The following is a 14455-nucleotide window of genomic DNA, read 5'->3' on the forward strand; positions in this document are numbered from 1 at the left end:
GCAGGCACAGGATTGGGGGTTGAGCGGGGGTGTCCGAAGGGCGATAGGTGAAAATCTTTTAATGATCGACTAGAGATTTGCTTGGATTTTTTGGTATCCGAGCGGCGCGGAAGAAAATGATTGACTTACGCGATTTTTATTTTCGCGTGGACCGGAAGAAGACCGACCCGAGCCTGAGTCCAGACGAAGAAGAGGGGGCGCTCAAATTTCATTATCTACTCAATCACTCTTTTTCCCATTCTTCATTAATCAAATACTTCGCCACCACCGTCTCCACCGAACATGCGGCTTTTTGGCCTTTGTAAATCAACCGCAGCGCGTCAAGGTCGCTCTTCCACGCAAAGTCGCCGGGCGCGAGCAGGCAAGCGCTGCCCCGCTCGTGCGTGGTGAAAAGCTTGCCTTCTTTATAGTAATAATGCTCGTCGCTTTCGCCCGCCATGTAGGGGTGCATGGCGGGCGGGATGTCGCTGGGCCTGAACCAGAGTTTTATCTCGCGCTCGGCGTCGGCGGCGTTGGCGGAGGCGTGGATCAGGTTGTCCATCCGCTCGCCGAGGATCTTGCCCGCTTCATCTTTGATGGGCGCAAGAGTTCCCAGCGAGCGTATGCAACCGGGATTTTTTTCCCTGGCCTGCAGCGGATTGGTAGGTCCCGCAATGTCGCGGATTTTTTTTATCGCCCCCGGCCCCTGATATACAAGCGCGATCACCCTGCGCTTCCACGGTTCGTCGGGATAATGAAGCTTGCCGGAAATATATTCGATGAGTGACGGATAAAAAATCTTGCCGCGGTGCTCCGCGTAGTGTTCCTCGGCGAGCATTTTATTCACATGCACCACTTTTACGCCCGCAAACCTGAGGCCGGTGTGGAATTCGGAAAGCTGCGACAACACGTAGCCGGTGAGGGAATTTTTCAGGGCGTCGGGCTTGATGAGCACAAGGGTCTGTTCAAGGTCTTTACGGTCCATGCAGGAGGTCCTTTTGGTGATTGGTGGTAAACGTGAAATTTTATCGGAACAATAAAATAGATGATATTAAGAATTGCGCGCGATGAATACCGTATTATTTTTTGACAAGCGCGTCCTTCATCCCGGGCGCAACTTCAAGTATCAGATCCCGCAGAAATTCCCGTTCGTATACATCGTTGTCAATGACCGCGCCGTTGAATACCGCTATGTCAAGGTCAATGGCACGGGGGCCGAATTTGTTCGGTCCGCGGACGCGGCCGAGGCGCCGCTCCACGGCCTTGCAGTACGCGTTGAGCGAGGTCACGTCGAGGCCGGTCTCAATGAAGTAAACGGTGTTCAAAAAATCCGGCTGCTCGGCGAATCCCACCGGTTTTGTCGCGCGCGGTATTGCAGACGCGACGAGGCGCTGTTCCTTTTGAAATACAGTGCGGGCTTTTTCCAGGTTTTCCTCAGGATTGATGTTCGAGCCTGCGCTGATGATGGCAAAATTCATTGAGGTGCTTGATGGAAAATTGTTCCGGTTGAATTCTTTTATTCATAAAATAAAAAAGGGTTGACAGCAAACATATTTTTATCTCACCCGTCTATCAATACACAAATGTATGGTGCTCCATGTTGATCATAAAAAATAAAACAATACAAAATGGTAATAAATTTCATCATTAAAATTTGGCTTATTAACGGAATCCGCGGAGGAAAAGAGTGAAAACGAACATTCTATCAATCTGGTTTCAGCTTCTGGATTATTTAATGCATCACCAAGGCATACAATTTGCGTAATTAAAGTCACAGCAGGAAGGAGCAGGTATGGTACAAAAGAAGACGGTTTATAAATGCGACGGCTGCGGCGTGATCATTGAATCGTTATGGAACGGCGAGGAATCCGTTTTTTGCTGCGGAAAGGAAATGAAGGCCCTGGTGGCAAACACCACCGATGCTGCAAGGGAAAAACATGTCCCGGTCATCGAACGCAATGGCGCTAAAATCAAGGTGAAGATCGGTTCGGTTCCCCACCCCATGACAAAGGAACATTACATTCTTTTTATCGAGCTGATTGCCGGTAAAAAGGTTTTACGGCATGATTTTGCCGACGGCGACAGTGTTGCCGAGGCGGAATTCCTCGTTGAAGAAAATGTGCCGGTTATTGCAAGGGAATTTTGCAACCTTCACGGTCTCTGGGCGGTAAAACAGTCTTGATGCATTGAATCCAATAGCGAAAGATATTCTTGACGGTATGATTTAACGTGAGCGAGCGATCGTTGTTTCCATCAATTTGTCTATCTTTACCTCTCTCAAATTATAAAAAAATCAATATTGCAGGAACTGGCATATGATTTGATCTTTATTTTAGAGAAAAGGGGAATGCAATGAATACGAAATGGCTTTCTCTGAATGCGGCACTTATTGTCTGTGCTGGATTTTTTAATAGTAGTGGACCGGTTTTACCAAACGTACAGCTTGAACCGAAAGCGAGCCAAAGTCTGGAATATTTTTCCGCTCTGGAACAAGGCGACCCATTGCCGGAAAACGGTTATTTTGTCAAGACGATATTTTCAACGTTTCCCGATGAACCTTCCGCCTGCCGGTCTCATCCTGTTGTCCATCCGATAAGCTTGGAGCGAATGGCGCAATAGCGGCTTACCGCTGCAGCACAAGCACCGTTTCCAGATGATGGGTTTGCGGGTAAAAATCGAACAGCGCCGCCTTTGTGATCCGGTAGCCGCACCTGTTGACGAAAAATCCCGCGTCGCGCGCCTGGGTCGCCGGGTCGCACGAGACGTAAAAAACCACGGTCGGAAGGATTTTCGCCATCCCGCGCCTGACCTCCTCATCCATGCCGGTTCTGGGCGGATCCACGATGATGCAGTCGGGTCTTTTTTCGCCGTGGGCGAGCCCCTCGACGAATGCGGCCACTGTCTGGGCGACAGCCGATACCGTGGTGATGCCGTTTTCAGAAAGGTTCCTTTTTGCCTCCGCCACATGGTTTTCTTTGTTGTCAACGAGCGTCCCCCGTGAGAAACGAGGGGCGACGAAGGCGGAAAGAAAACCGGTTCCGCCGTAAAGGTCGCAGAACCATTCCCCTTGCACACATGCGGCGGCATAACGTCCCAGCGGGCCGCACAGAAAAAGATTCGATTGGAAAAAATTGCTTCCTGATATTAAAAAGCGCAAAGACTCCACCTGGACGGCGGTGGATGCACGGGTAACACCCTGTATCACCGGCAGCGTGGCCACCGATGAAAATCCTTCGGACCCTTTTTGAGGATCCGGCTCTGTTCCCGCAACGACCTTAACCTGCTTTGTATTTTTTGGAAATGTTGAAAGGTGTTTTGGTAATCCTGAAAGAAAATGGTTTAATGAATCGCACAGCAGCGGGCAGCACGAAACGGAGACGATCTCGTTTGACTTCTTTTTAAAAAAACCTGCAATTCCTTTTTCCCGGTCGATTTTTACCTGTATTCTCCGGCGGTATCCGAATTCAGGCGACGCAGTCACCGCAATATCGGGAACATTGCCTATCTTGCCGATCCGGGCAAGGCATTCCCGGAAGATTTCCTCTTTTATCGAGAGCTGCCTGCTGTACTCGATATGGAGCCAGTCGCATCCCCCGCACACGCCGGCGAGGGCGCAGGGCGGTTTTCTTCGTGATGACGAGGACTCTATGACTCCCGTGCACGCGGCAGGCGCATGACCGGAAGCATGAGGCTGCACCGTTGCGCGCACGGTCTCGCCCGGAACCACCCCGGAAACGAAAACAATACCCTGGTCCGTGCGGCTGAGGCCAAACCCTCCATGGACTAGTTTTTCTATAAAGAGAATTTTTTCCATAAGGCGACAAAAGGACTATGGGAGAAAAATAATTTATCTATTTGATCAGGGGCGGATTGCGAGACAAACTTTATATTGCCTTTTGCGCAGTTCCACGCTGTCATGCGCTTGATGAACTCAGCATAATCTCCATTTTCCCGCATTAAATAGTATTTTATAAACGTAATACCATAGGAAACTTGATAATTGGTTTAAAAATCATTTTGGTTGGCCGCCAGCCGTTAAAAGGTTTTCATAATATAATGCGAATAAGCGCCGTCATATTGCTCATGTGCTGCGGGTGGGTGGGATCCTCGTTTTCTGGGATCCGGATCATTGAGAATACTTCCAAGAAATTTACGTTTGAATGGTCAACCGACAACCTCCGGACTGTCCAGGGAGAGGGCGCTGCGTCCGTTTCTTTTACGGGAGCCAACGTTGACCTCGGCGACAACGGGGAGCCTGTTGTCCCCGCCTATTCTTTGCATATAGGTGTACCTTTGCAGGGCACGGTATCGGTTAAGTTGGATGTAACAGCCACGCACACGCAGCAGCTCACAAGCCCCCTGAGGGTGCGGAGGGCGCCGGGCCTCGGGCCTCGTTATCCCGGTCTCCGCTTTACCGGTCCCTGGATCTCCGAACCGGAGTACGTGAAAATCGGACGGCTGCGGTGCGGACGCTTCATCCTGCGTCCGGTTCTTTACGACAAGGCGAGCAATACCATCCGCGTGCTTGACAAGGCCCAATGCACCATTGAATTTCCGGCCGCTGCACAGACTGCGGCAGCGCCGGTTCCCCCTTCCTCCGATTTCGGCCACATGGCGAAAAGGCTCGTGCTCAATTATTCGGTGGCTGCCGGCTGGGCATCTGCGGCCGGGATGGCCAAACGCGCCGCGATCAAGCAATTTCCGGTGGACCCGACACAGAGCGCGATTTCTTTTCGTATCGGCGACGGTCACAACGGCCTCGGCGAGGGTACCATTGACGAAAACGGAATCATCAGGATCATGGCCTCCGACGTCACTCGCATCCTGGGGGCCGCGCCCATCGGCAACGTGGCCCTGTACGCGTCGTACAAGGGAGCAATGGCCTCCGACGTCCCGGAGCTTTCACAGCTCCCCGACGGGATGAGCGAAGTGCCGATGCTCCGCGTCGACGTCAACAACAACGGCATCGCGGATTCGTCGGATTATTTTCTCGCCTATGTCAGCAGCATATCGGACTGGTACTACGATACGTCAAGCATCCAATATTTTTACAGTATCGACCCCTACGAAGATTACCGGCATTATTGGATCACGGTGAAAACATCACCGGGCCTCACCCTTTCAAAAATGCCGCCGGTCAGTGCCGCGCCGGCCGCCACTTTCACTTCGACCAAGGGTCATTACCTTCTTAAAAAGTCGGTGTCGCCGTCCTTGACCGAGGGGGTTAACGGAGGCCTGGATTGGGCCTGGACAAGGCTCAGTTACTATATGCCAAGCTTTACGCTCGACAATTTCGTCCTGCAGAACATCAACTATGCCGCACCGTGCAGCGTGCTTGTGGGAGTGGGGTATAATGCCGGCGCACCGTCAATGAACATTTTGGTCGGCGGCACGGCGGCATGCCAGGGATGCCAGTTTAACGGATGGTATCCCATCACCATGGCAGCCAACCAACCGTTCACGATTTCCTTAAACCCCGTCGACCGGGGCGATACGCTCGAGCTAAAGCAAGTCGAGTTCAGGTACACGCAGAACCTTGACATGAGCAATACCACGGCCATGACCGTGTTCTCTCCGGAGGAGAGCCTGGGGACCATTGCGCGGTACCGGTTAAGCGGCCTGACCGGAGACCTTCTCTACATCTTTCGGATAGCGAACAATGACGCTTCCATGATGCTTATTGATACCGTTCGCACCGCCGGGACCTATGAGTGGAGCGACACGACGGGAATCGGCGTACGGTATTTTCTGTGCAAGGAGCAGGCCGTGAAGGCTGCGCCGCCATTGGCGCAAGTGGCGCCCAAAAGCAACACCACGTTCACCCTACGCGACCTTCGAAATCTTACGGTTCCCGTTGATTACCTGATCGTGACACATCCCAATTTCATAGTGCAGGCGCAACGGCTGGCGGCGCACAAAAAAAACATCGGACGTTTCTTGAATCCAATGGCCATTTCGATCGGCGACATTAATGATCAGTTTTCGGGCGGCAACACCGACCCGGCCGCGGTGCGCAACGCCATCATGTATGTACGCAACCAGGTGGCAACCAGGTGGGGGACGTCGTTCGATTACGTGGTGCTCATGGGGCTCGGCCATTACGATTACCGCAACATCGCCTCGTCGGACACGAGTTTCGTTCCCGTTGCGGAATTCAGGGACAAATGCCTTGAGGATTTTTTCGTGTACCTGCAGCCCGGCGAGGATCCGGAAAGCGATTTAACGACGCCCGATTGTTTCATCGGCCGGATTCCCTGCCAGACCTCGCAGGGAGCCGCGCAAGTGGTGGACAAAATTATCCAGATGGAGGATCCCACGTTCGCGGACTTTACCGGATGGCGCAACCGCGTGATTCTCGTCGCCGACGACGACATGCAGGGCCTAAAGCAAGACCAGCTCGGCAACCAGCATATGGAAGCGTCCGAATATATGGACACCATTATCTCGCACCTCCAGCCCGCGGTTGACCTGAGGAAGATTTACTTGTTTGAATACGAATGGAACAGCCTCATGGAAAAACCAGAGGCCAACCAGGCGATCATCAACGGGATCAACAACGGTGCATCAATTGTGAACTATTTTGGTCATGGTTCCGCAGAGGTTTGGGCGGACGAGCATATTTTATTGCCGGAAAATATCGGCAATATGCAGAATAACGGCCAGTATCCGCTTATCTCGTCCTTTTCCTGCGCGGTGGGGAAGTTTGACCAGCCGGGGCAACAGCGCTCTTTATCGGAATATCTGGTGATGGCCCAAAAAAGCGCTGCAATAGCAACCATTTCCGCCATGCGGGAAGCCTACGCATCGGACAACCAGAAACTTGCCGGCAATTTCTTCTCCTCCGTGTATGATACCACGGACACTGCGGCGCGGACCTACGGCGAAGCGCTGGCGCTGGCAAAAAGCGAGTGCAGGGACGACAATGAAAAGGTGTATTCGTATCTTGGAGACCCATCCCTGCAGACACCGCGGCCGGCCCGCAAAATTTTTCTTTCCCTCTCCAACGACAGCGGAAAGACAATTGACACTGTAAAGGCCCTCATGCGGGTGACCGTCAAAGGCACCGTCTCACAGAACAGCGGAACTCCGGACCTGCAATTCGGGACCGCTGAAAAGCCCGCAACGGTGCTTATCAGCTTATTCAATCCGGCGTTCATTACTTCGCGTAAAGATAACTGGCAAAGCATGAACAGCCTTCCAGGCGTATCCCTTAACAATCAGACCTATAAATGGCCTGGAGCGGAGCTTTTTGCCGCCCAGGCCCGGGTGATTAACGGGACATTTGAGCAGCGCATCCTAATTCCAAAAAGCGTGACCTTGGATCAGAACGGGGCCAATCTTACGGCATATGCATGGAACGGGCCGACCATTGCAATGGGAGATAAAAAGGATTTTATTTTTCACGGATTCGGTCAATTACCTGTCAACGACACCACGGGGCCCACCATTTCGGTTCGGCCGGTGTATAGCAGCGGGTCGGCCGTCACCGACGCTTCGGCAAGCAAGGGCGCATCTTCCACCGACCGGATAATAGGCCCGCTCCCGTTGACTCTGGAAATCATGCTGTTTGATTCAAACGGCATCGACATCGTATCCACCGGCCCTGACGAAGGCATCACCTTTGAAGTACCTGGCGTGGTGGCGCGTACAAATATTAACTATAAATTCCAATTCGACCAAGGTGAATTCCGCAAGGGGGAGGCGAACTGGACATTCAACGACGGCGCGATATCGCCGGGCACCTATACCCTGAAGCTGAGCGCGCGGGACTTGCTGGGCAACGTTTCGAGGAAGAGCATCACCATAGAAATATCCGCGCCGCAGGAACTGGCCCTGTATCACGTGTTTAATTACCCCAACCCGATGCGGATGGGCGAGTCGTGCAGGTTTTATTTCGACCTTTCACAGACAACCAGTCAATCGGCAGACGACAGGGTAAAGGTGTCCATACGGCTTTTTACGTTGTCGGGCCGTCTTGTGCGCGTTTTCAACGATATACAGCGCGGGGAGCTTTTTGACGGGAAAGACAATTTTAACAACCCGTTGTCGCCCGGCGTCTACCTGTACCAGATGATCGCTGTGGACAAGGTGCAGCAGAAAGTGGTGAAAAGCAAGATAGAAAAATTGGCGATCAATCCGCCGAGATAAAAAGATAGTCATGAACGGATTTTTGGAGTGTTTGCTGGTTTCGCGGTGGTTAAGATATTTATTTATTTAATTTAGAATCAATGAATTCTTGCTTTATCAAGAGCGCATGACATATCTTTCAAATAAGTCAAGTAACTTCTATTAACGTTTCATAATGTCGGGATTTTTCAAGCAGCCAACTTCCTTTTTTACCTTCCAATTCTTCCTGTCTTTATCAAGTAAAACGTAATTGGTAAAAAGGAAATACGAGTTCTTTGACATTGGTCGGTGCGGCAATAACGTCAATGCCGTCGTTTTTAATGGATTGAAAGGAGGAAATTAGTATATAGAAAAAAGCAATGAAATTTTAGTAATTAACGAGGTGATATTGAAAAACGTAAGAAAACTACAAAGATGTTAAGCACAAACAAGAAAGTAAAAATGCGACAACTTGGATCAGACACCTTGAAGCGCAAGAACCAATTATTAAACCTTATGGAGTCATTTTATTATGGATTTAGCACCAATAGTAATTACAGCTTCAGCTATAATTATCATTTTGCAGATTGTTTCAATAATTTTGATTGTGACAAACAAGAAGAAAGCGGTCGCGAAGCCCGATTCAGGGGTGAATCCTGTGAATAACGATAACCGGGACTTCAGGAAGAGACACGACGAAAACCGCTTCAGTAAAAAACCTGTTTTTGAACAGAGGCCAAAGCCTTTCACTCCACCGCAGGCCCCGGCCGTTGATCACGTGGAGAAATCCCTGCGGGACATTAATCTCAAGCTTAAAAACGCTGAGCGCGACCAAGAGAACGCTCGCAGGAAAATTAGGGACGTCATTCAGAATCCCCAGAACCAGGATTCCCAGAGACGGATTGACCAGAACAGCGGCAGGCCCAATAGGGGAAGAGAAGACGATTTTAGGAGACGGGACAGACACGGAAGGCATCATGGCGGCCATTTCAGGGACCGGGACCAGAACAGGGGCCAGGAGAATTCCAGGCCGCAGGGTGAGCCGGTTTCCGGCCAGGGAACCGCACCGGGCGTCGCCGCAGATGCTGTCAGGCCGCCGCAAAATCCTGCGGTAATCCTGCCTTCAATTGAAAAAGAACCCATTGCCGTTGTTCCGGAAAATACCGAGATCCTGCACGGCAGAAAAGTGCTTGTACGCCGGAGGATTTTAACCGAAGAAGAACAGGCGCAGGCGGCGAAGAGTGGTCAGGCGGGCGCAGATTCCCAGCAGTCAAGCCAACCGGTTATCGGTGAAGTTAGCATGCCCCAAGGTGAAAATGCGGGCAAGGAACGCTCTTCGGAACCAACGGCGCCGCAGGCGGCGGCTGAACCGGAAAGCGAAGTTCAGAGCATCAATTTCGGGAGATAATAAGCAGTAATAGCATTTGATCGATGGGTTGACAGGCCGGAGAAAATTTCCGGCCTTTTTTATTGGAAAAATGCTCAAAAAATCGGGTCACCCAACATTCAATCTAAAATGGCAATTTATCATTTTGGAAAGTATTTTCGTAATAGAGATATGATTGTTTACAAGCCGATCGCGAAAACCACCTATGATGTCTGCATCATCCACCTTGCCGATGCCCGGTTTTATCCTTTTTTTCACCGGCAGGCGCAGGCGCTCACTGAAAACGGGTATAAGGTGGCGCTGGTGTCATGGGAACGGAATCCAGGCGAGGCGGACCCCCAATGGCCCGGCATCGACGTATATCCGATCTGCATACGTTCGGATTCGATTCGCGGAAAATGGTATTTTATACGATATTTTTTTTCGCTCACAGTTGTTTTATGCCGTTTAAAGGCGAGGCTGTACGAGGCCGTTGACCCTTTGGCCCTCCTTCCTGCGCGGCTTGCGGCACGGCGCCAAAAAAGCAGGTACAATTATTTTTCCCTTGAATATTTCCAGGGCATTGAACAGCTTGTTGCCAAGCCAATCATGCGCTTGATCTGGCGATCGGTTGAGCGTTTCGGTGTGGCAAGGGCGCGCAATGTCGCAGCGGTCTGCAAAACGACGGAACAGCTCCTCAGGCGGGACTTCGGCCTGCTCAGGACCTCGGTGGTGCTCAATGTTCCAGCCCGCCTCGACTATGCTGCTGCGGCGGACGGCCGGCTGCGCAGGCGCATCGGCATTCCCCCGCAAACGCCGCTGGTGATTTACAAAGGCGAGATATCGGAGAACCGGGGGCTTCTGCCCTTTATCGCCGCCATGGACCAGTTTGAGCCACTGCATTTCGTTCTGGTGGGCGGCGGCATCTACCAGGAAAGGCTCGGCCGTGAAGCAAAACAACGGGGCCTTGACAAAAGAATTCATTTTATCAATCCGGTGCCAAGCAACGAGTTCGTCCATTACCTTAAGGATGCCAACGCCGGCCACGCCATCCACGAAGCCGTAGGCGTCAACATGACCATCACGCTTCCGAGCAAGCTGTTCGACTACATCAACGCGGGCATTCCGGTGTTCACGGGCGACGGACCCGAGATGTCGCGCATCGTCAAGGAATGGGACGTTGGATGGGTGGTTTCCGGGGCGGACGTCGAAAGCATCAGGCAGGCGATCAAGAAGTTTTTGCTTTCGCTTTCCGACGCAGAAAAATTCCGGAAAAACTGCGCGAGGGCCGCCCAGAAATATTGCTGGGAAAACGAAAAAAAGTCATATCTGCAATTCATTGAAGAGGCAATGGGATAGGAATTGCCGTGAAAAGCCTTCACTTCTCCTTTTTCAATACGGTGAACGTCCCGTTGACGTTCTGTAAAGTCTATGAGGCGATGGGGCACGGCGCAAGGCTGTTGACCGTTTACAAGCACCGCGGCGCCATCCCGGAAGACATCTGCCTCAATAAAAAGCTTTTTGATCCGTGGTGGCTGCATCAGCTGCGGGGCAAGCGGGAAAAAACGGCTGAAAAATTAATTGCGAAGGAGGCCGAACGCGGCGCACTTCATGAATATAAACCCGCCACGGTCCTTGAGAGCGTTTATGTTGCGCTGCGCGACAATTGGCGGGCCCTGGAATTCGGCGGGCTGGCGAAACGGTATGATCTATTCGGGTTTGACATTTACCATTTCCACGGCGGCATTGATTTTTTCCGTGATTCCCGCTGGGCAAGAAAGCTTGCCGTAATGGGCAAACCCATTGTCTGTCACTATCACGGCCCCGACATGCGCACCCGCGGCATCGTCCGGGCGGTCGATGACGTCAGCGGCCTCAACCTCACCAGCGAATTCGACCTTCTTGGCTTGCATCCCCGCCTGAAGTACCTTGCCATTCCCTTTGATTGTTCGAACCTGCCGTCAAAGACCAGCCTGGGAAAAAGAATCCGCATCATCCATACACCGTCGAATCCGGCCGCAAAGGGAACGCATCTCATCGAGCCGGTGCTTGCGCGGCTCGCAGCCGAGCGCGGCATAGAATACGCGATTGTCACCGGCGCGAGCCGCCAGCGGGTGATTGAGGAAAAGATGCGTTCGCATATCGCCATAGAGCAAATCGGCAATTTCGGCGGTACCGGTTACGGCGTCAATTCGCTCGAGACCCTTGCCATGGGCATGCCCACCGTGACCGAATTCACGCCGGAGTACGCGGCTTTTCTCACCGGCCATCCCTTTGTGCTTGCCGACCGGCGCTCGCTGTTCGAGGTGCTCGTAAAACTGATTGACGATGAGGAATACCGGACCACAGTGGGATCAAAAGGCAGGAGATGGGTGGAGGAACATCATTCATTTTCCGCGGTATGGCAAACTATGCTGGAATATATGGACAAGGAACTCCCTGAAGTCGCGAAACGGCTCCGAACCTGATCACGCCTGGCAAACGGGTCTTATTTCCTCTTTTAAATCCGCGTACTTGGGAGCGGCGTAATCCTGCTAAGGAATCACCAAAAATTTGCCCCTACAGCTTTTGCCGTTGGCCGCAGCGGCCTGATAGAAATAGGTGCCGGGAATAATAATGCTGCCGGCATTGTTGGTTCCGTCCCAGATGATGATGGATGTATTTTGATCCGAAAGGACGCGGACAAGCGTGCCTGACGCGTCATAGATGCGTACGCGCGGCGCAAGCGGGTTCAAAGCGGTAAACTTGATGGTATGTCTGTTCTTCAGCGTGGTGCGCGACACGGGGTTGGGAAACACGGTGACGCTCGAACCCGAGGCGCCGGGCGCAAGCGGGCCGCTGCCCGTTTCGAGCCGGTACAGCCCTATGTCGCTGGCGATCCAGAAGGCGTTCTTGTTCTTGTCCAGGTAAATCCATTTGACGGCGGCGGTAAAGCAACCGCAGTTGGTGAGGTTGGTGAGGGTGGAATCAGGATCACTGTATGAGTAGATATCGTTGTCCTTGCAGAAAACAGGCTTTCCGTCCATTCCCAAGGTAATAGCGGAGAACAAGCTGCTGGAAGTGATCTTGTCGATTTTTGTCAAGTTCGATGTTTTATTATTAGTCACATGGTAGATGCCGTCCTCCGCAGAGATCCAGACAAGGGTATCGTTTGCCACTGCAAATCCCTGGATCATGATGCTCGTGCCCGAAGAGCTCTTCCCGAAGTGATCGGTTGTTATCTGGGTGGACGGAGACGTCGGGTCATCTGAGGAATTATAACTTAGGATGGTCATGCCGCCGCCGGTAAAATCTTCTTTTTTATTATATCCCAGATAAATGTATTGTTTGTTTTCCTGTTTGTTCCTATTGGCTGCGACAAGGCCTGTATAGCTTGTCCAGAATCCGAGGCTGCTGTCGGCAAGATTGAAGGACCGCCAAATACTATTGTCGCGAGGCTTACGGACATGAAGGATATTACCATTGTAAGCCTTTTGGTTTGCAATCCATATATTGCCCAGGGAATCCTCGCATGTGCCGGAGATAAGGCTCCAATACGACGTAACGATACCGTTAGGATCGAGAACATTGGCATATCGCGCAATGGGAGTGAGAACGCCCCGGTTCGGATCGGCTGAGTCCTGGTAGGAAGCCCACGTGTTTTGGGAACGGTCATACCATTTGACCCCGTCGGCAAACGTGCCGACCCAGAGGTCGTTTTTTGAAGTGACCGTTATTGAGTTTTTATACTGGGGCGGACAGGCCTCCAACCTGCCGATGCTAGGGGTGTTGTCCATGGTGACGGCGTTCCACGTTTTTCCGTCAAAACCGCCTATCCCGTTTGTCAAGTCGCTCGGCACATACCACAGCATGCCGTTCTGGTCAACAGCGCACGCGTTAATGACGGAAGCGACAGGGCCGCTGATGGCGTTATTGACGACCTCGCCGGTGGCGGTGTTCAGAAGAAAAAAATAGGAATACTGCGTCCCCACGACCACCCATGGCCCGGTGAAGGGCTCCACACACGTGACCGGGGAAGGAAACTGGTGAGCAAGGCCGCTGTTGGCAAAGAGCCGTCCGCTTGGAAGATAATAGGGCTTGCCGCCAATCACCACCGTGTCTACGCCGCCGTATTGCCAGGTGGTAGCGCCGATTTGTGATATTTTCTCGTTTGCAAACACCAAGGTGTCGGCCTGTTTGATGATACCAAGAATGCCGCTGCCGGAATTGCAGGTCCAGATGGAGGGATCGGAAAAGTTCGCCGTTTTGATGTCCGGGATGACGGCGGTGGCGACCCCATCTGTTGACACGATTGCAATGGTGTCGCCGAATACATGGATAGCGGAAACGTCGGTGCTCGAAAACGAGCCGAATTTCTTGACATTTTGAAAATTTTTCTGCGTGAGGGAAAAAACGCTGAGCCCCTTGGATGTCCCGATGAAAAGGCTGTTGCCGGACCTGAATATACATTCGATGTTCCATCCCGTCGCCTGCAGCGCGTTGAATGAGGTGAAGGCGCCGGTCTGGGGATGGAGGTTGACAAGGTACCCGTCGGCGCTGCCGAACCACAGGTCACCGGATGCGTCTTTTTCCCCAGCGGTAAGGTTGAGGTCGGGAAGATCGGACATCTCGGTGTACGTTTTCATGGTTTTGCTTGATTTATCGTAACGGACGACGCCTCCCGACGTCGCCAGCCACAGCACGCTGCCGCCGTCAATAATCGCATTGACCGCTTTGAAAGAGGCGAATTGCTTGAGAATGATACCGGAATGGCCGGGGGTGACGGCACACATCACCACCCCAATGCATAGGGCTCTTAGAGAGGTCCGTAATGGCCAGTTTTTTTTCATGAAGCTGTTTAAAATGTGTAAAGGGAAGTCACCCTATTAAAGAAACGATAAATTAATTTGTGCTCTCCCCTAAAAGGAATTCAATACCTCGGATTTGCTTGTTAACCACAAGGATTACTACGTTTAAGAAAAACCTTTTGGTGTTTATTTTTATAAATTATTGAAAAAACGGCAG

At 51.9% G+C, this 14455-nt stretch carries 10 protein-coding genes; 6 read left to right on the forward strand and 4 right to left on the reverse strand.

From position 1 onward, the window contains the following. Positions 1-223: 223 nt before the first annotated feature. Both VLX68_06185 and folK read right to left on the reverse strand, forming a co-directional pair. A complete protein-coding gene (locus tag VLX68_06185; protein HUI91821.1) occupies positions 224-964 on the reverse strand; it encodes a nucleoside-diphosphate kinase in 741 nt (246 codons plus the stop codon). 94 nt (positions 965-1058) lie between these two features. Beyond that, entirely contained in the window at positions 1059-1457 is a 399-nt protein-coding gene (gene folK, locus VLX68_06190) for a 2-amino-4-hydroxy-6-hydroxymethyldihydropteridine diphosphokinase (GenBank protein HUI91822.1), read from the reverse strand. A 314-nt stretch (positions 1458-1771) separates the two neighbouring features. Between folK and VLX68_06195 the strand changes: the two genes are divergently transcribed. Next, positions 1772-2161, forward strand: coding sequence for a desulfoferrodoxin family protein (locus VLX68_06195; GenBank protein ID HUI91823.1), 390 nt, complete (start codon positions 1772-1774; stop codon positions 2159-2161). A 170-nt stretch (positions 2162-2331) separates the two neighbouring features. Further along, on the forward strand, positions 2332-2598 hold the full coding sequence (locus tag VLX68_06200) for a hypothetical protein (GenBank protein HUI91824.1): 267 nt from the start codon (positions 2332-2334) through the stop codon (positions 2596-2598). Positions 2599-2602: 4 nt separating this feature from the next. Here the strand turns inward: VLX68_06200 and VLX68_06205 are convergent, their stop codons facing one another. Continuing rightward, positions 2603-3793: a hypothetical protein gene (locus VLX68_06205; protein HUI91825.1), complete on the reverse strand. Its 1191-nt coding sequence runs from the start codon at positions 3791-3793 to the stop codon at positions 2603-2605. A gap of 242 nt (positions 3794-4035) precedes the next feature. On the opposite strand from VLX68_06205, the gene VLX68_06210 reads away from it, so the two are divergent. The 4 genes from VLX68_06210 (at position 4036) to VLX68_06225 (ending at position 11919) form a co-directional block, all read left to right on the forward strand. Then, on the forward strand, positions 4036-8127 hold the full coding sequence (locus VLX68_06210) for a C25 family cysteine peptidase (GenBank protein HUI91826.1): 4092 nt from the start codon (positions 4036-4038) through the stop codon (positions 8125-8127). Positions 8128-8743: 616 nt separating this feature from the next. Further along, a complete protein-coding gene (locus tag VLX68_06215; protein HUI91827.1) occupies positions 8744-9493 on the forward strand; it encodes a hypothetical protein in 750 nt (249 codons plus the stop codon). A 150-nt stretch (positions 9494-9643) separates the two neighbouring features. Next, positions 9644-10810, forward strand: coding sequence for a glycosyltransferase (locus VLX68_06220; GenBank protein ID HUI91828.1), 1167 nt, complete (start codon positions 9644-9646; stop codon positions 10808-10810). 8 nt (positions 10811-10818) lie between these two features. Continuing rightward, entirely contained in the window at positions 10819-11919 is a 1101-nt protein-coding gene (locus VLX68_06225) for a glycosyltransferase (protein ID HUI91829.1), read from the forward strand. A 66-nt stretch (positions 11920-11985) separates the two neighbouring features. On the opposite strand, the gene VLX68_06230 is transcribed toward VLX68_06225, so the two are convergent. Beyond that, on the reverse strand, positions 11986-14223 hold the full coding sequence (locus tag VLX68_06230) for a T9SS type A sorting domain-containing protein (protein HUI91830.1): 2238 nt from the start codon (positions 14221-14223) through the stop codon (positions 11986-11988). Between the last annotated feature and the right edge of the window lie 232 nt (positions 14224-14455).

The organism is Chitinivibrionales bacterium (assembly GCA_035516255.1).
In the GTDB taxonomy this organism is placed as follows: Bacteria; Fibrobacterota; Chitinivibrionia; order Chitinivibrionales; family FEN-1185; genus FEN-1185.